Origin of the sequence: Haemophilus sp. SZY H8 (assembly GCF_018829755.1) — a bacterium.
In the GTDB taxonomy this organism is placed as follows: domain Bacteria; phylum Pseudomonadota; class Gammaproteobacteria; order Enterobacterales; family Pasteurellaceae; genus Haemophilus; species Haemophilus haemolyticus_K.
Genome location: NZ_JAHKJY010000001.1, coordinates 574,303 through 589,402 on the forward strand (window position 1 = coordinate 574,303; position 15,100 = coordinate 589,402).

Genomic DNA, 15,100 nt, shown 5'->3' on the forward strand with positions numbered 1-15,100 from the left:
AATACAATTTTAATTTACGCGACTGTTAATTGCCCTGCATACAATATAAAGAATCGTAAACAAAATACTCCAATTAAGTCAAAAATTGATACTAAGATAATAAAGTTACGATTATATTTTAAGCGGTCATTCACAAACATATTGGCAATTAATGGGATCAAGATACCAATAAAGAATACCCCAATCCAGAACACAGCTCCCCAAAAACCAGATAATGCATTATGTAATGCAACTGTTTTTTGTCCACCACCAAAATGTAAGCCAACGAAGAAACATACAAGCAAACCAAGTTCTGTCACCATAATTGGCACTTCGAATTTGTGGATGAAGTGCGATTCGTGAGAATCACCTTTTAATTTTCCCGCTATCAAGATAATTAAGAAGGTTGCGGCAATACCAGACGACGTACCAGAGGCTAAGAACAATGCAGGTAATACAGGATTATTCAACATTGGATAGCTAATTAATGCAGAAAGCAAGAAACCAGTGTATGCACCAAGCACTGCCGCCAATATGAAAAGAATAACTTCTACTGGACTGACAATACGTTCTACAATACCGATGAGTTTTATCACAAATTGTAGTTTTGGCATAAAGCGATTAATTAATACTTCGATTTCTTTTTTGAAAATCACCCCCCCCCAAATTACTAAAAACAACATATAAATTTGGAATAGCATGACCCCCATCGACATTACGGAGTTAAATTGATAGTTAAACATCAATTTCCAGAATGTCCAAGGTCTTGCTAAGTGGAAAACTAATAGCGTTAAACCAATTAATGTTGGTACAGATCCCAAAATCACACCAGATCGAATAATCCAATTTTGACTTGGGTTCATTAATTTATTACTACGTTTATAAGCAATTGCCAACTGCACCGCACCAGATGAGATCCCCAATAAAAACAAGTAGATCGCAATGGTAGAATCCCACACTAAATTAGGCGTATGAAATGGAACTGGATAATCTAATGTCATCTTCTAGGCTCCCCATGTTGGAATGGAATGTGGTACAAGTTTGGTTGTGTACCTAACTCCACTTTAGTGCGATAAACCGGTTTTTCTTTCACTTTACGTGAAACTGCACTCATCGGATCATTCATATCCCCAAAGGTTAATGCTTTGGTTGGGCAAGCTTCCACACAAGCCGGTTGTTTACCATTAGCTAAATTTGTATCGCGGCAGAAGTTACATTTATCTGCGGTACGATGTACTGGATGAATAAAACGTACACGATATGGGCAAACTGCTATACAGTATTGGCAGCCTACGCATAAATCTTTATGTACATCTACAATGCCAGTCTCTTTATCAATAAAAGATGCACCAGTTGGACAAACTGCTACGCAAGGTGCATTTGTACAATGTTGGCAAGATTGACGGAAGAACTCATATTCCTGATTTGGAAATTCACCGTAAGGTTCACTGCGTAGAATCTCTAAGCGAGAAACGCCTTCTGGCACTTGGTTTACATCACGGCATGCATCCATACAGGCTGTACAGCCGATACACGAATTTTCATCGTGTACCATTGCGTAACGTTTAGGTTTATCCGCCTTGTCTTCTTTCGCAAAAGAAGGTAAAGATGTTCCCGTCATAAGGATCACTGCCCCCATGCCGGAAACAAAGTTTCGGCGTGAGCAGGCTGTCATTTTTTATCCTTTTGTTCGGTTAGTTTATCTTGTTCTGCTTTACGTTTTTGTTGTTCACCATGGCAATCTACGCAAAGTTTAACGCGTTGTTTTGGTTGAATACCTTTCATTGCATCTTCTTTCGGGTGAAGCGTATGGCAACTTGCACAAGGTAATTTCATTGCGTGTACATCATGCGCCCATAGTTTTTCACGAAGTTTGTCAGGTTGGTGACAAGCAAAACAAACTTGGTTTTGTTCTTGAACTGAATACATCGGTTTTTTATTACCGAAAATATCCCCTTCAAAACGCATAACATCTTTAGCACCACGGCGGTGGTTTTCAGAAACGTTACCATGACAGCTTACACAAGTAATTGCTTTACCGTTATTTGGATTTTTCTTATCTAAGTGTGCACCATGGAATTTACCAAAGTGAAGTTCGCCACCAGACTGATCTACAGTTTGGTTTTTATCTACTTTGTCGAATTTATGGCATTTAGCACAATATTGATTTGGATCGCGTTGGTTATCTAATTGCGGCTCATAAGTAAAGTGATCCGCAGGTTTTTGTGCATCATCAGCATGAGCCAAAAATGGCACTGCTACAAATGCCGCACTTAACGCTAACGCTTTTGCAGATTTGTTGATTAAAGAAGTTAAATTCATTTGGGTTACCTCAAATTTGACCTTGAAAATCACCGCACTTTCCATTTTGCACTTAAAAGTGCGGTGGATTTTTCATTTATTTTTGTGCTGGTGGATCAACTAATAAGCCTTTTTCTTTAGCTTGTTGTTCCCATTGTGGTACCACAGTTTTTAAGAATTCTTCTTTAGCTTTGCGTTCTTTTTCAATATCAATACCCATTACTTTCCATGCTTTATCAGCTGTTGAAATATCTGGGATTTGAACTGGAGTTTTCACACCGTGTTTAGTTAAGATTGCTGCAAGTTTAGTACGAGCATCCGCTGCTTTATCTAAGCCAGAACCTAATACACGAAGCACTACTTCAGGTGCGTGCATATGACCACCGTGGCTTGCTGCAGCATAATCCCAACGCCATTGAGCATGACGAATATCCATTAATGCCGCTTCCATTTCTTCTTTAGTTGCACCTGCATCCCAAGCAGCTTTCGCTTCAAAGTGAGCTTTAACAACTTGCTCTTCTAAACGACCCATTACATCTTTCACTTCTTTTTTACGTGAAGTGACGATATCGCGTAATTTTTCTTTGCTTTGATCGTGACAGTTTGCACAAGTGCGGTCAAATGCATCGAATGGATTTTGGATTTGGTGATCAGTATAAACTTTACCGTCTTTACCTTGTACTTTTGGCATGTGACAGTCTACACAAGTTACACCGTTTTTACCGTGCATACCTAAAGACCAAATTTCAAAGTCAGGGTGTTGAGCTTTTAACATTGGTGCTTTAGAAAGGCTATGAGTCCAGTCACTGAAACCAATTTCATCATAATATTTTTCAATATCATCAACAGTTTGACCTTTATTCCAAGGGAAGGTTACTTGTTTGATATCGCCTGCGAAGTAGTATTCAACGTGGCAGTTTGCACAGATTTCAGCGCGCTTTTCAGTACGAGCTGCAGTGTTGAAACTTAAATTATTGTGTGGGCGACCTTCCGCTTTATCTTTTTCAGCAGTTGCTTTTTCTAAAGCGTCAAGGGCGCGTAATACGTGTGGACGTGCAATACGTAATGCTGGTTTGCCTTCAGCAAAATCTTTAGAGGTCGTATCGTGACAGTCAGCACAACCGATTGAGTTCACGATTTCTGGACCACCTTTTGCCCATTTCGCGTTGAAATAATCTTTTTCGCCCCATTCCGCGATTAAACGTGGAACATCAGGGCCTTTACATGTCCAACATGCCATTGGTTGTGGACCATCATTTGCTGTTTTTGGTGCACCAGTACGTAGAATGCTACGAACATCAGTGACCGCATAAAAGTGACCACGCGGTGCATTGTATTCTTTTGCAAATGAATAACCGCCCCAAAGAACAATTAAGCGTGGATTTTCTTCATCGGCATAAATAATTTTTTCGCCGTTGCCATTTGCAGTTGAACGCCAGCTGTTATATTGATTTGGATATTTTTCTGCAAATTTTTCATTTACAGATTCAATTTTCAAATCTGGTTTTACTGGTTCAACAGGTTGTTCTAATGGCTTATAAACCATATCAGCTACCGCTGAGTTAAATAAGCTTAAACTCGCGAAAGACGCTGCCACAATGAGGCTTTTTTTGAATGCGTTCACGATAATCACTCCATTTGTTGTAATAAAAAAGTTAGGTTAAATAGGAAGTTGAGAATTATTCTTAATACCACATAAAACATGTGGATATAGATTCATTCGAGGGTAAAATAACAAAATAAAAAAGTTTTTCTACAGTCTCTGTAGAAAAACTTGAGATCGATCAAACTTATTTTTCAAAATACTAAAATATAGGTATGGCACCAATAAGAGTTAACTCTTTTTTGTTAAATTTTGAGAGGTTATACCTATTATTTTTTCTGACATCTAGAACAAAAAAAGCTATTTCTTTGTCCAATTACTAAACTTTTAATTTTTGTACCGCACTTTGGACAAGGTTTATCTTTATTGCCATATACCAATAATTCTTGTGCAAAATAACCTGGGCGCCCATCTGGCTGTAAGAAATCTTTAAGTGTGGTTCCACCTTGAATAATAGCTTTTCTCAAAACATCTTTAATTGTATTCACTAAGGAAATACATTGATTGCGGGTCAGATTTTTAGCGAGTTTAAGTGGATGAATACCACAAATAAACAAACTTTCATTCGCATAAATATTTCCAACGCCCACCACCACAGCGTTATCCATCAAGAAGGTTTTAAGTGCGGTTGATTTTTGACGAGATTTTTTGAATAAATATTCTGCATTAAATTCATCAGAAAGCGGTTCAGGCCCTAGCTTTAAGAAAAGATGAAAGTCATCTAAATTCTCCGTCCACAACCATGCACCGAAACGACGAGGATCGTTATAACGTAATAATTTGCCATTGTTCATTACAATATCAATATGATCATGTTTATCTATTGCGCTATCCTGTGGCACAATTCTCACCGAACCTGACATGCCCAAATGCCCGATGATATAACCTTTTTCCGTATGAATAATCAAATATTTTGCTCGACGAGTGAGATCGACAATTTTTACATTTTTAAGGGTTATCAATTCCTCTGATACGACCCAGCGCAATTTAGGCTGGCGCACGACAACTTTCTCAATCGTAAAATTCTTAAGATAAGGGCGAATACCGCGTAGTGCAGTTTCGACTTCGGGAAGTTCCGGCATGATTTGTTCCTTAATAAATTTGTGATACAAAAAAACCCGAACAATGTCGGGCTTTTTCTAAATAAGCAAAATTATTTGATTTTTGCTTCTTTATAGATAACGTGTTTACGCACTACTGGATCAAATTTTTTGATTTCCATTTTTTCAGGCATATTACGTTTGTTTTTATCAGTTGTGTAGAAGTGACCGGTCTCTGCAGTAGAAACTAAACGGATTTTCTCACGAGCGCCTTTAGCTGCCATTTTTTAGCTCCTTAGATTTTTTCGCCACGAGCACGGATTTCAGCTAATACTGCATCAATGCCTTTTTTATCAATAATACGCATACCTTTCGCAGTTAAACGTAAGGTTACGAAACGGTTTTCACTTTCAACCCAGAAACGGTGAGTGTGAAGGTTTGGAAGAAAACGACGACGTGTCGCATTCAACGCGTGTGAGCGGTTATTACCCACAGCTGGACGCTTGCCTGTTACTTGACAAACTCTAGACATAATAATCTCCAATAATTAAATATAAGCTCGAGCTTACGGTTCGGATTGTTTAAAGCCAGTTAAAACCAGCTTGCTACCTCGTCAGGTCGCGCTAATCCGACCCGCTTACTATATTAAAGGTCGCAAATTATACTGGCTTTGTTTTCATTTCTCAAGTGTAAATGCGATTTTCCTGAATGTAATCGGTAAAAAAATGGTCAACATTATAAAAATTTATAATAAAAAGTTCTCTGCAAAAGAATAGCAATCTGTTTTTCCGACAATTAAGTGATCAAGCACTCTGATTTCCATTAGTTCTGCAGACTCCTGAATTTTTTTAGTAATAAGCTGATCCGAATAACTCGGCTCCGTTATACCCGAAGGATGATTATGCGCCAAAATTAAAGCAGCCGCATTACAATAAAGTGCCTCTTTAATTATTTCCCGAGGATAAACCGCTGACACATTAATTGTACCTAAAAATAACCGCTCTTTTTTAATCAGACGATGTTGATTATCCAAAAATAAAACCATAAACACTTCTCTTTCCTCATGTTGCAATTCAGTGAGTAAAAAAAGTTTTACCGTTTCAGGATCATTAATAATCGGAGTACTTAACATCTCTTGCTTTAAATAACGCTTGGTCATTTCCGTAATTGCTTGCAGCTGAATAAATTGCGTAATGCCTAAGCCTTTTACGGAACAGAAGGATTTTTCATCTGCAGAAAGTAACGTATGCAAGGAACCAAAATGTGATAAGACATTTTTCGAAAGCTGAATTACTGGGCAGCCTTTTATGCCAGTTCGTAAAAATATCGCCAGCAATTCATAATCAGCGAGCGTTTCTACACCAAATTTAAGCAATTTTTCCCGTGGCATTAAATCATCATTGTTTTCCATAAAATATTAAACGCAAAATAGAAAAAATTTTGACCGCTCTTTTCTTGTTTTACGAGTAACTTATGTAAAGTTTGCGATATGCATCGCAAAAATAGCATTGGGCATTCAATAAAATTAAAGTAAAATAACAGAATTGTGGCTAAGTACTAACAAAGGTTGAAACATGAAATTAAACGGAAAACATATTGTAGTTGGCATTACTGGCGGAATTGCTGCCTATAAAACAATAGAGTTGATTCGTTTATTACGCAAAGCAGAAGCTGAAGTACGTGTAGTATTAACCCCTGCTGCGGCAGAATTTGTTACGCCTTTAACGCTTCAAGCCATTTCTGGCAATGCTGTCGCACAATCTTTACTTGATCCACAAGCAGAGCTGGCAATGGGGCATATTGAGCTTGCCAAATGGGCCGATGCCATTATTATTGCGCCAGCTAGTGCAGACTTTATTGCCCGTCTTACTGTAGGCATGGCGAATGATTTACTTTCAACAATTTGTCTTGCGACTGATGCGCCAATTTTTCTTGCCCCAGCAATGAATCAGCAGATGTATCGCCAATCCATTACTCAACAAAATTTAACGGCTCTTCAAACGCGTGGAATTGAGCTTATTGGCCCGAATAGTGGTTTTCAGGCTTGCGGCGATATGGGGAAAGGACGTATGTCAGAACCAGAGGAAATTTTTACCGCACTTTCTGACTTTTTCTCTCAAAAACAAGAGCTACAAGGATTAAATGTCGCTATTACAGCAGGCCCAACGCGTGAGGCAATCGATCCCGTTCGTTATATTTCTAACCATAGTTCAGGGAAAATGGGATTTGCGATTGCTGAAGCATTTGCCGAACGTGGGGCGAACGTCACGCTAATTTCAGGGCCAGTGAATTTAACAACACCAAAAAATGTAAATCGAATCAATGTCATCTCAGCACAAGATATGTGGAAAGCCTCTCTTGAAAGTGCGGCGAAAAATCAAATTTTTATTGGCTGTGCGGCTGTTGCTGATTACAGAGTAGCCGAAGTTGCTGACCAAAAAATTAAAAAATCTGGCGATGAAATATCTATCAAGTTAATTAAAAATCCCGATATTATCTCAGATGTAGGACATTTAAAAACACATCGCCCTTTTACTGTTGGATTTGCGGCTGAAACCCAAAATGTTGATGATTACGCAAAAGATAAACTTGAACGCAAAAATCTTGATATGATTTGTGCCAACGATGTATCTGGCGGACAAGTTTTTAACGCAGATGAAAATGCCTTACAGCTTTTCTGGAAAAATGGTCATAAAAAATTATCGCTAAAATCAAAAGTGGAACTTGCAGCTGATTTAGTTAATGTAATCATTGAACGCTATCAAAAAACCTTATAATTCCAACCGCACTTTTACCTAAAAATGAATTTCAAACGGAGTATTACATGAAAAAAATTGACGTAAAAATTTTAGATTCTCGCATTGGAAATGAATTTCCTCTGCCAACTTACGCAACTGAAGGTTCGGCGGGTCTTGATTTACGTGCGTTGATCGATGAAAGCTTTGAAATTCAACCAGGTGAAACCAAATTAATTCCGACGGGGCTTTCAATTTATATTGCAGATCCAAATTTAGCGGCAGTGATTTTGCCTCGCTCAGGTCTTGGCCATAAACATGGTATTGTGCTAGGAAACCTTGTGGGATTAATTGACTCCGATTATCAAGGAGCATTAATGGTATCAATGTGGAACCGTGGAAATGAGCCATTCAAAATTGAAGTCGGCGATCGCATTGCTCAACTTGTTTTCGTGCCAGTAGTACAAGCCGAATTTAATATTGTAGAAAATTTTCAACAAACCGAACGTGGTGAAGGCGGTTTCGGTCATTCAGGTAAACAATAATTTATGGTAGAAGAACAATTATCTTTATCGGGCGTGGAAGAAATTACGCCTAAAATTGAAACACCAAAAATTGAAAAAAGAACGGTAAAAGAACGTCGTCAACAAGTGCTTACTGTATTGATACATATGCTTCATTCCGAACGAGGTATGGAGCGTATGACAACGGCTCGTCTAGCAAAAGAAGTTGGGGTATCTGAAGCTGCGTTATATCGTTACTTTCCAAGCAAAACAAAAATGTTTGAAGCCTTAATCGAGCATATCGAAAATACCCTACTAAGCCGTATTACCGCTTCTATGCGTAACGAAACCCAAACAATGAATCGCATTCATGATATTTTACAAACGATCTTAGATTTTGCCCGTAAAAATCCTGGGTTAACTCGAATTCTAACGGGCCATGCATTAATGTTTGAAGATGCGCAATTGCAAGTTCGAGTCGCACAATTTTTTAATCGTCTTGAAATGCAGTTTGTCAATATTTTACAAATGCGAAAATTGCGTGAAGGACGCGGCTTTAATGTGGATGAACGCATAATTGCTTCGCATTTAGTCACACTATGTGAAGGACAATTTATGCGCTATGTTCGTACTAATTTCCGTCTGAATGCAAGCCAGTCTTTCGAACAACAATGGCGTTTTATCGAGCCACTTTTTGCCTAATTGACTTTACCGAGTAAATATATGATTATTCCTTGGCAAGAACTGGAAGCAGAAACATTAGATAATATCGTAGAAAGCGTAATTTTACGCGAAGGAACCGATTACGGTATAGAAGAACTTTCACTCAACCAAAAAAAACAACTTTTACTGACTCAAATTCGCAATGGAATTGCGGTGATTGTATGGTCTGAATTGCATGAATCCATTGACATCAAAAATAAAACGGAATTTTTGAAACAGGAATGTAAGGAGCACGAATGTCAAATGAATTAACCGAAATTGATGAAGCATCAGTTCCACCACAGGAAGAAGAATCAACGACTCGAGATCCTATTTTAGACTGGTTTCTTACGCATTGCCACTTACACAAATATCCAGCAAAATCTACGCTAATTCATGCGGGAGAGGATGCAACTACACTTTATTATGTGATTAAAGGTACTGTAATGGTCTCTGCAAAAGATGATGAAGGAAAAGAAATGATCCTAACTTATCTAGGAGCCGGACAATTCTTTGGAGAAGCAGGGCTATTTGATGAAGGCTCAAAACGTTCAGCATGGGTTAAAACAAAAACAACATGTGAAATTGCTGAAATTTCCTATAAAAAATATCGTCAATTAATTCAAGCTAACCCAGAAATCTTAATGTTTTTAACCGCACAATTGGCAAGACGTTTACAAAATACTTCACGCCAAGTGAGTAATTTAGCATTCTTAGATGTGGCAGGTCGTATTGCTCAAACGCTAATGAACTTAGCTAAACAGCCTGAAGCAATGACACATCCTGATGGAATGCAAATCAAAATTACACGTCAAGAAATTGGACAAATGGTTGGTTGTTCACGAGAAACTGTAGGACGTATTATTAAGATGTTAGAGGATCAAAATCTTATTCATGCCCATGGAAAAACCATTGTTGTATATGGCGCAAGATAATTTTTCATCATAAATTATTCAATAATGAAACCATCCAAAATCAATTTGGATGGTTTTTGTTTAATTGGAAATAATATTCAAAACATTAATTGACAATTAATATAAAGGATTCTATTATTATCCAAATTCTTACAAATATAGTGGGAAGACAGGATTGGTCTCCTGATATAGTGGCTTTTAAAGGTTTATAACCTTATTGCATAGTTTTATGCCGCAAAAGCTAGAACACCAAGATGCATTTTCTAATCTATGGTGGGCTAGGTAGAAATCCCGCAGGGATGCGTGCAGTAAGCCACTTGCTGTTAAGACCAATTCTGCTTAGTTCCACCACCCTTCGTTCAAATCCCCAACCTTTTTATATTTCTTTAACTCTTCTTTTTTCTTTCTAGTAAAACTAATACTTCATAATGAGATGTTTGCGGAAACATATCAAAAAGTTGAATTTTCAATGGTTTATAACAAGTGAGATGCTGTAAATCTTTCCCCATTGTCACGGCATTGCAGCTGGAATACAAGATAAAGTGCGGTTGAATTTGGTTAAGAAATTCACTTAATTCCTTTCCAATTCCACGACGTGGTGGATTTACAATCACAAGATCTGGCTTATTCTCATTCTGATTTTTCATCACACTTGTCGCGTCTAGTGATTGGAAATTTACATGTTCTAAACCTAATATTTTAGCGGAATGACTCGCCGCAAAAATAGCTGATGAGGAAATTTCAATTCCAGTCAACTCAATACTTTTTCCCCATTTTTCCTTTAAAGCTTTCGCGCAATGTAAGCCAAATCCACCCACACCACAAAATAAATCCCAGACTTTATAGATTGGTAATTCTCTTACCCATTGCTGAGCGGTTGCATATAATCCCGCCGCCACTTTAGGATTAGTTTGAAAGAAACCTTGTGGGCGAATAAAGAGTGGAATACCGTTGAAATTCTCAGGTAAAAATTGTTGTTCTGTCAGAAAAATTTCTTGTTCACCTTCTAAGATGGCTGCGTGTTGTGGTTGTAAATTAATGCTAACCACTTCTAAGTGAGATAATTTTTCCAATAATTTGGGTAATTCTCGACGAATTAATGGCAATTTATTTTCTGTGCGCAATACAAAGCGCAACATTAATTTTCCCGTCGCGATACTTTCTGTGAGCAGAATATATTTAAGCTCGCCTTTTTGTTTAGCAATGTTATAAGGTACTAAACCAGCACGGCCAATAAAATCCTTCAGAACAGGAAAAATCAATGAAAAATGAGTTGGATAAAGGGGACAATCACACAAATCAATCGCGCTTTGTGGATCATTAGGATTTTTTAAAATGCCAAGTATCGGGCGTTCAACACTGCCACTAACAACCATTTTAGCTTTATTACGAAAGCCTTGTTCATCAGATTCAAAAGGAGCCAACCATTGCGCTCCATCGCAATTAATAGAAATCAGTTGCTGCTTTAAATGGTGTTGTTTTTCAGCTAGCTGCTGACTATAAGGTATTTCAAGCCATTGACAAGAACGACACTCATTTTGTTGATAGTATCGACAATCAATCATTTTCTTGCAGCCTGAATATCTAGCCAACGGCTTTGAATATCTGCGAGATTTCGGTGATTCAGTTTCCAACGTTGATCTAAAACCAAATCATTCCACTTGATCACGCTACGTTTAAATAAATTTTGTAAGCGAGCTTCACGAGCCATAAAGTGCGGTTCATTTTCAGTAAGTTTTAGATTATCTAATACTTGAATGACACCTTCACGTTCATTGCACAGTAACAAAAGATCACAACCTGCATTAAGCGCTTTTTTGCTACGCTCTACAAAATCGCCCATTACGCCAGCGCCTTTCATACCAAGATCATCGGAAAAAATTGCACCTTGGAAATTTAGTTGTTTTCGTAAGATTTCTTTCAACCAATATTCTGAACCACTTGCTGGTTGACTATCACATTGTCTATAAATGACATGCGCAGGCATAATGGCATCGAGTTTATTTTGTGAAATCAACTGTTGGAAAGGTTGGAGATCGCAACTAAAAATTTCGTCTTTTGTGCGATCATCATAAGGGGTTTCTAAATGAGAATCGGCTAATACATGACCATGTCCAGGGAAATGTTTACCTGTAGATGCCATACCTGCTTGATGCATACCATCAATAAAAGCGATTGCTAAATTTACCGCACTTTTTACATCAGATGAAAAACTGCGATCACCAATCGCTCGACATTCATGCCCCAAATCCAGCACCGGCGCAAAACTCAAGTCAATATCCAAGGCAATCATTTCTGCAGCCATTTGCCAACCTGCTTCTTTAGCAAAACTCACTTGTTCAGTTGTTGACAGTATTTCTTGAAAAGCCTGCATTGAAGGCAACATTGTGAATCCATCACGGAAACGTTGAACTCGTCCGCCTTCTTGATCCACCGTAATCAATAAAGGCTTTTTCACTCGTTGACGAACAGAACGAATTAATTCTTGAATTTGTTCTCTGTCTTCAAAATTTCTAGTAAATAAAATCAATCCCGCAACAAGAGGATGAGAAAGTAACTCAACTTCCTCTTGTTCCAACTCTTTTCCTTTTAAATCAATTAACAACGTGCTCATAAATTATTTTAAATAAAGGCGATAATTTTTACTTTCTACAGTAGGTTTAATTAAATCGATTGATTTCTCTTCTTGTGGTTTTAGCAACAATTGAGCGGAATAGCTTTCTTGCTGATTTTCCCAAGTTTGGGTTACCCCTAAATGATCATACCAATACAAGTAGTAACTTATCTTCAAAAGTTGCTGACTTTTATTTTTTATAAGCGCTGATTTTTGACTCGTTTCAACTTGAATTAAAGGTAAAAGATTAGATGTGATATTTAAAATCGGCTTCGTTGAATAAGTTAAGTCTTCTACTGAACTTGAACAAGCCACGAGCACAAGGCTCGCCAAAATTAAAAAATATTTTTTCATTATTTAACTAACATTCTACCTAAAGGTTCACCACCGACTAAATGCATATGCAAATGGAATACTTCTTGCCCACCATGTTTATTGCAATTCACAATTAGGCGATAACCATCTTCTGCAATGCCTTCTTCTTTAGCAAGCTTAGCCGCCACGCTAAATAATCGACCTAGCGCTACTTCATCTTGCTCCGTCACATCATTCACTGTTGGGATTACTTTATTTGGAATGATCAAAATATGTGTTTTAGCTTGCGGTGAAATATCACGAAACGCAGTGACTAATTCATCTTGATAGACGATATTTGCAGGAATTTCTTTACGGATAATTTTGCTGAAAATTGTTTCCTCTGCCATTGTTTGCTCCCTATAAAAAAGTGCGGTGAATTTACCGCACTTTTTATCAAAATTTATCTGAGATTGCAATTTAATCAATTATTGCTGTGCTTCATCATCTTGATTAATGAAAGAGTCATTGACTTCAATTTTTGCTCTCTCACGCAATCCTTGCATTAATTGCGCTTGAACTTCAGCCTGACTTGTACGTAATAATTGGGCACTAAATTGGCTTAATTCTTTATCGTTAAGCACGCCGTCTTCTACTTTATTTAAAGCAATAATAACTACATCGCCTTTCTCATTATGAGCAACTTGGTAAACCGTTTTACCTGATGTTGGTTTAGCAATTGAAAATACATCATTTGTTAAAATTGGATCTTTATTTTCACTTAAAGTAAAACTCTGCTCACTTGAGAAATTAATTCCATCCACTTTCGATTCAGCATTTTCGCTTAATGCTTTCACCACTTGTTGTGCTTTTTCGTTAAGAACATTTTCAGACTTCTGGCGTTTTAAGAACATTTCAATATCTGCTTTCGCATCTTCCAATGTTCTCACACCTTCAGGTTTGTGCTCTAACACACGCACTACAATAGCGTGATAATCGCCAACATTCAAAGGCTCTGAATTAGCGCCTCCATTGGCAATATCAGATTCAAAAACCGCAGAAACTACATTAGGGAAATTTAATTCTGCAGGTACATTTTGACGAGAAAAATAACCGCTTTCTTGAACTTTAACACCTGCAACTTGTGCCGCACTATTCAACGATTTACTATCCTCAAAAGCCTTATCACGCACTTGCTTTTCAATTGCGTAATAACGATTTTCTAACAAGGATTTACGAACTAAATCTGCAACCTGTGCTTTCACTTCATCTAAAGTTTGAGCTTTACGCTCTTGCACTAAAACAATATGGTAATTGCCATCCACATTGATTGGTTGGCTATATTGACCTACCTGCAATGCAGCTGCAGCAGCTTCAAAGGCTTTTGGTAATTCATTCGCATTTACCCAACCTAAATCACCACCATTCTCACCAGAAACTTTATCTAAAGATTTAGCTTTAGCTACATCAGCGAAATTTGCACCTTTTTGTAATTCATCGTAAGCCACCTTAGCATCTTGCTCATTTGCAAATTGAATATGTGCTAAACGCTGAGTCATAAATTGAGCTTTATTATCTTGATAATATTGCGCAATTTCTACATCTTTAACTTCGATACCTTTTTCGATTTGGCTACCAGAGAGATCAATATATTGAACCTTCACTTGTTCTGGCTGAACAAAAGATTTTTGATTAGCCTCGTAATAAGCTTTAATTTCATCATCAGATACCGCTTGCTTTGCCATTTCATCAGCAAGAGATAATGTTGCTAAACGAACTGAACGCTTTTGAAAGAAAACTTCTGCGGTATTTTTTGCTTGAGCAGGCACGATAAACTCACTGTTAGCAACACCACTTTGCATTTGTTCAAGGGTTAATGCGCCACGCAAAATAGCTGCATAACCATCTGACGTTAAACGATTTTGTTGTAATACTTGTTGATAAACACCGTTATCAAATTTTCCATTAACTTGAAAATTAGGATCCGTCACGATTGCTCGTTTAATCATTTCATCACTGACGCCTAATTTTAATTCTTTCGCATATTGACGGAGCAATTCTTGATCAATCATTCGATTAATGGTGCTTTGACGAAGTGCGGTAACAAATTCAGGAGAATCTGACTGAGCCATAAATGCTTCGCCTTCGCGTTGTGCACGAGCCTCAAATTCTTGGTTATAGCGATTTAAAAAATCTTGTTGCGAAATCACTTCACCATTAACTTTTGCAGCGTAAGTATCATTTGAACTAAAAAGATAGCCAGACATACCGCCGACTAAAAACGATAACGTGATCAAACCCAGAATAAACTTAGCAGCCTTTGAATTTGATAAATTGTGCATTTTTTCAATTAACATTCTATAACCCTTGTTATAAATATAAAATTTTCCCCGATTATAATCTAAACGTAGAAAA

Annotated in this window: 18 protein-coding genes; 5 read left to right on the forward strand and 13 right to left on the reverse strand. The window is 37.5% G+C overall.

Features of this window, described 5'->3' with window-relative positions:
* Positions 1–14 precede the first annotated feature (14 nt).
* From nrfD to radC, 8 genes are all read right to left on the reverse strand, one after another.
* Positions 15–980, reverse strand: a complete 966-nt coding sequence (nrfD, locus tag KKW16_RS02725) for a cytochrome c nitrite reductase subunit NrfD (protein ID WP_215767896.1) — start codon at positions 978–980, stop codon at positions 15–17.
* The gene (nrfC, locus tag KKW16_RS02730; protein WP_046939769.1) at positions 977–1,654 is read right to left on the reverse strand and encodes a cytochrome c nitrite reductase Fe-S protein; all 678 of its coding nucleotides are present in this window, start codon (positions 1,652–1,654) and stop codon (positions 977–979) included. The genes nrfD and nrfC overlap by 4 nt, the downstream gene beginning before the upstream one ends.
* Complete coding sequence (gene nrfB, locus KKW16_RS02735; RefSeq protein ID WP_118861666.1) at positions 1,651–2,301, reverse strand: cytochrome c nitrite reductase pentaheme subunit; 651 nt, start codon at positions 2,299–2,301, stop codon at positions 1,651–1,653. Before nrfB ends, nrfC begins: the two co-directional genes overlap by 4 nt.
* A gap of 76 nt (positions 2,302–2,377) precedes the next feature.
* Positions 2,378–3,904: an ammonia-forming nitrite reductase cytochrome c552 subunit gene (nrfA, locus tag KKW16_RS02740; RefSeq protein ID WP_048954238.1), complete on the reverse strand. Its 1,527-nt coding sequence runs from the start codon at positions 3,902–3,904 to the stop codon at positions 2,378–2,380.
* Between the two features lie 248 nt (positions 3,905–4,152).
* Positions 4,153–4,965 (reverse strand): DNA-formamidopyrimidine glycosylase, encoded by an 813-nt coding sequence (gene mutM / locus KKW16_RS02745; RefSeq protein ID WP_215767897.1) that lies wholly within the window; start codon positions 4,963–4,965, stop codon positions 4,153–4,155.
* A 71-nt stretch (positions 4,966–5,036) separates the two neighbouring features.
* A complete protein-coding gene (rpmG, locus tag KKW16_RS02750) occupies positions 5,037–5,207 on the reverse strand; it encodes a 50S ribosomal protein L33 (protein ID WP_005613503.1) in 171 nt (56 codons plus the stop codon).
* Between the two features lie 11 nt (positions 5,208–5,218).
* Positions 5,219–5,455, reverse strand: coding sequence for a 50S ribosomal protein L28 (gene rpmB, locus KKW16_RS02755; protein WP_005599762.1), 237 nt, complete (start codon positions 5,453–5,455; stop codon positions 5,219–5,221).
* A 213-nt stretch (positions 5,456–5,668) separates the two neighbouring features.
* Positions 5,669–6,334, reverse strand: coding sequence for a RadC family protein (gene radC, locus KKW16_RS02760; RefSeq protein ID WP_215767898.1), 666 nt, complete (start codon positions 6,332–6,334; stop codon positions 5,669–5,671).
* A gap of 163 nt (positions 6,335–6,497) precedes the next feature.
* Here radC and coaBC point away from each other — a divergent pair, with 163 nt between their 5' ends.
* Genes coaBC through crp form a run of 5 tightly spaced genes read left to right on the forward strand, consistent with a single transcriptional unit; the run spans position 6,498 to position 9,798 of the window.
* Positions 6,498–7,700, forward strand: a complete 1,203-nt coding sequence (gene coaBC / locus KKW16_RS02765) for a bifunctional phosphopantothenoylcysteine decarboxylase/phosphopantothenate--cysteine ligase CoaBC (RefSeq protein ID WP_215767899.1) — start codon at positions 6,498–6,500, stop codon at positions 7,698–7,700.
* Between the two features lie 47 nt (positions 7,701–7,747).
* Positions 7,748–8,203 carry a dUTP diphosphatase gene (gene dut, locus KKW16_RS02770; protein ID WP_215767900.1) on the forward strand — a complete coding sequence of 152 codons (456 nt, stop codon included), beginning with the start codon at positions 7,748–7,750 and terminating at the stop codon, positions 8,201–8,203.
* 3 nt (positions 8,204–8,206) lie between these two features.
* Positions 8,207–8,863, forward strand: a complete 657-nt coding sequence (slmA, locus tag KKW16_RS02775) for a nucleoid occlusion factor SlmA (RefSeq protein ID WP_048954244.1) — start codon at positions 8,207–8,209, stop codon at positions 8,861–8,863.
* Positions 8,864–8,884: 21 nt separating this feature from the next.
* Positions 8,885–9,136 carry a YheU family protein gene (locus tag KKW16_RS02780; RefSeq protein WP_005631427.1) on the forward strand — a complete coding sequence of 84 codons (252 nt, stop codon included), beginning with the start codon at positions 8,885–8,887 and terminating at the stop codon, positions 9,134–9,136.
* Complete coding sequence (crp, locus tag KKW16_RS02785) at positions 9,121–9,798, forward strand: cAMP-activated global transcriptional regulator CRP (RefSeq protein ID WP_048954245.1); 678 nt, start codon at positions 9,121–9,123, stop codon at positions 9,796–9,798. Before KKW16_RS02780 ends, crp begins: the two co-directional genes overlap by 16 nt.
* A gap of 365 nt (positions 9,799–10,163) precedes the next feature.
* Here the strand turns inward: crp and rlmC are convergent, their stop codons facing one another.
* The 5 genes from rlmC to ppiD form a co-directional block, all read right to left on the reverse strand.
* Complete coding sequence (gene rlmC, locus KKW16_RS02790) at positions 10,164–11,342, reverse strand: 23S rRNA (uracil(747)-C(5))-methyltransferase RlmC (RefSeq protein WP_048954247.1); 1,179 nt, start codon at positions 11,340–11,342, stop codon at positions 10,164–10,166.
* Positions 11,339–12,391, reverse strand: coding sequence for a beta-N-acetylhexosaminidase (gene nagZ, locus KKW16_RS02795; RefSeq protein WP_048954248.1), 1,053 nt, complete (start codon positions 12,389–12,391; stop codon positions 11,339–11,341). The genes rlmC and nagZ overlap by 4 nt, the downstream gene beginning before the upstream one ends.
* Before the next feature lie 3 nt (positions 12,392–12,394).
* Positions 12,395–12,745, reverse strand: coding sequence for a YcfL family putative periplasmic lipoprotein (locus tag KKW16_RS02800; protein WP_048954250.1), 351 nt, complete (start codon positions 12,743–12,745; stop codon positions 12,395–12,397).
* On the reverse strand, positions 12,745–13,095 hold the full coding sequence (gene hinT / locus KKW16_RS02805) for a purine nucleoside phosphoramidase (protein WP_032803248.1): 351 nt from the start codon (positions 13,093–13,095) through the stop codon (positions 12,745–12,747). Before hinT ends, KKW16_RS02800 begins: the two co-directional genes overlap by 1 nt.
* 78 nt (positions 13,096–13,173) lie before the next feature.
* Entirely contained in the window at positions 13,174–15,042 is a 1,869-nt protein-coding gene (ppiD, locus tag KKW16_RS02810) for a peptidylprolyl isomerase (protein ID WP_140524227.1), read from the reverse strand.
* Positions 15,043–15,100 lie beyond the last annotated feature (58 nt).

Excerpts from the sequence above, each read along its gene's own strand:
- crp (WP_048954245.1), top strand. The coding sequence starts at position 9,121 with ATGTCAAATGAATTAACCGAAATTGATGAAGCATCAGTTCCACCACAG.
- KKW16_RS02780 (WP_005631427.1), top strand. The coding sequence starts at position 8,885 with ATGATTATTCCTTGGCAAGAACTGGAAGCAGAAACATTAGATAATATC.
- nrfD (WP_215767896.1), bottom strand. The coding sequence starts at position 980 with ATGACATTAGATTATCCAGTTCCATTTCATACGCCTAATTTAGTGTGG.
- rpmB (WP_005599762.1), bottom strand. The coding sequence starts at position 5,455 with ATGTCTAGAGTTTGTCAAGTAACAGGCAAGCGTCCAGCTGTGGGTAAT.
- nrfC (WP_046939769.1), bottom strand. The coding sequence starts at position 1,654 with ATGACAGCCTGCTCACGCCGAAACTTTGTTTCCGGCATGGGGGCAGTG.
- coaBC (WP_215767899.1), top strand. The coding sequence starts at position 6,498 with ATGAAATTAAACGGAAAACATATTGTAGTTGGCATTACTGGCGGAATT.
- ppiD (WP_140524227.1), bottom strand. The coding sequence starts at position 15,042 with ATGTTAATTGAAAAAATGCACAATTTATCAAATTCAAAGGCTGCTAAG.
- rpmG (WP_005613503.1), bottom strand. The coding sequence starts at position 5,207 with ATGGCAGCTAAAGGCGCTCGTGAGAAAATCCGTTTAGTTTCTACTGCA.
- radC (WP_215767898.1), bottom strand. The coding sequence starts at position 6,334 with ATGGAAAACAATGATGATTTAATGCCACGGGAAAAATTGCTTAAATTT.
- rlmC (WP_048954247.1), bottom strand. The coding sequence starts at position 11,342 with ATGATTGATTGTCGATACTATCAACAAAATGAGTGTCGTTCTTGTCAA.
- hinT (WP_032803248.1), bottom strand. The coding sequence starts at position 13,095 with ATGGCAGAGGAAACAATTTTCAGCAAAATTATCCGTAAAGAAATTCCT.
- nrfB (WP_118861666.1), bottom strand. The coding sequence starts at position 2,301 with ATGAATTTAACTTCTTTAATCAACAAATCTGCAAAAGCGTTAGCGTTA.
- KKW16_RS02800 (WP_048954250.1), bottom strand. The coding sequence starts at position 12,745 with ATGAAAAAATATTTTTTAATTTTGGCGAGCCTTGTGCTCGTGGCTTGT.
- dut (WP_215767900.1), top strand. The coding sequence starts at position 7,748 with ATGAAAAAAATTGACGTAAAAATTTTAGATTCTCGCATTGGAAATGAA.
- mutM (WP_215767897.1), bottom strand. The coding sequence starts at position 4,965 with ATGCCGGAACTTCCCGAAGTCGAAACTGCACTACGCGGTATTCGCCCT.
- slmA (WP_048954244.1), top strand. The coding sequence starts at position 8,207 with ATGGTAGAAGAACAATTATCTTTATCGGGCGTGGAAGAAATTACGCCT.
- nagZ (WP_048954248.1), bottom strand. The coding sequence starts at position 12,391 with ATGAGCACGTTGTTAATTGATTTAAAAGGAAAAGAGTTGGAACAAGAG.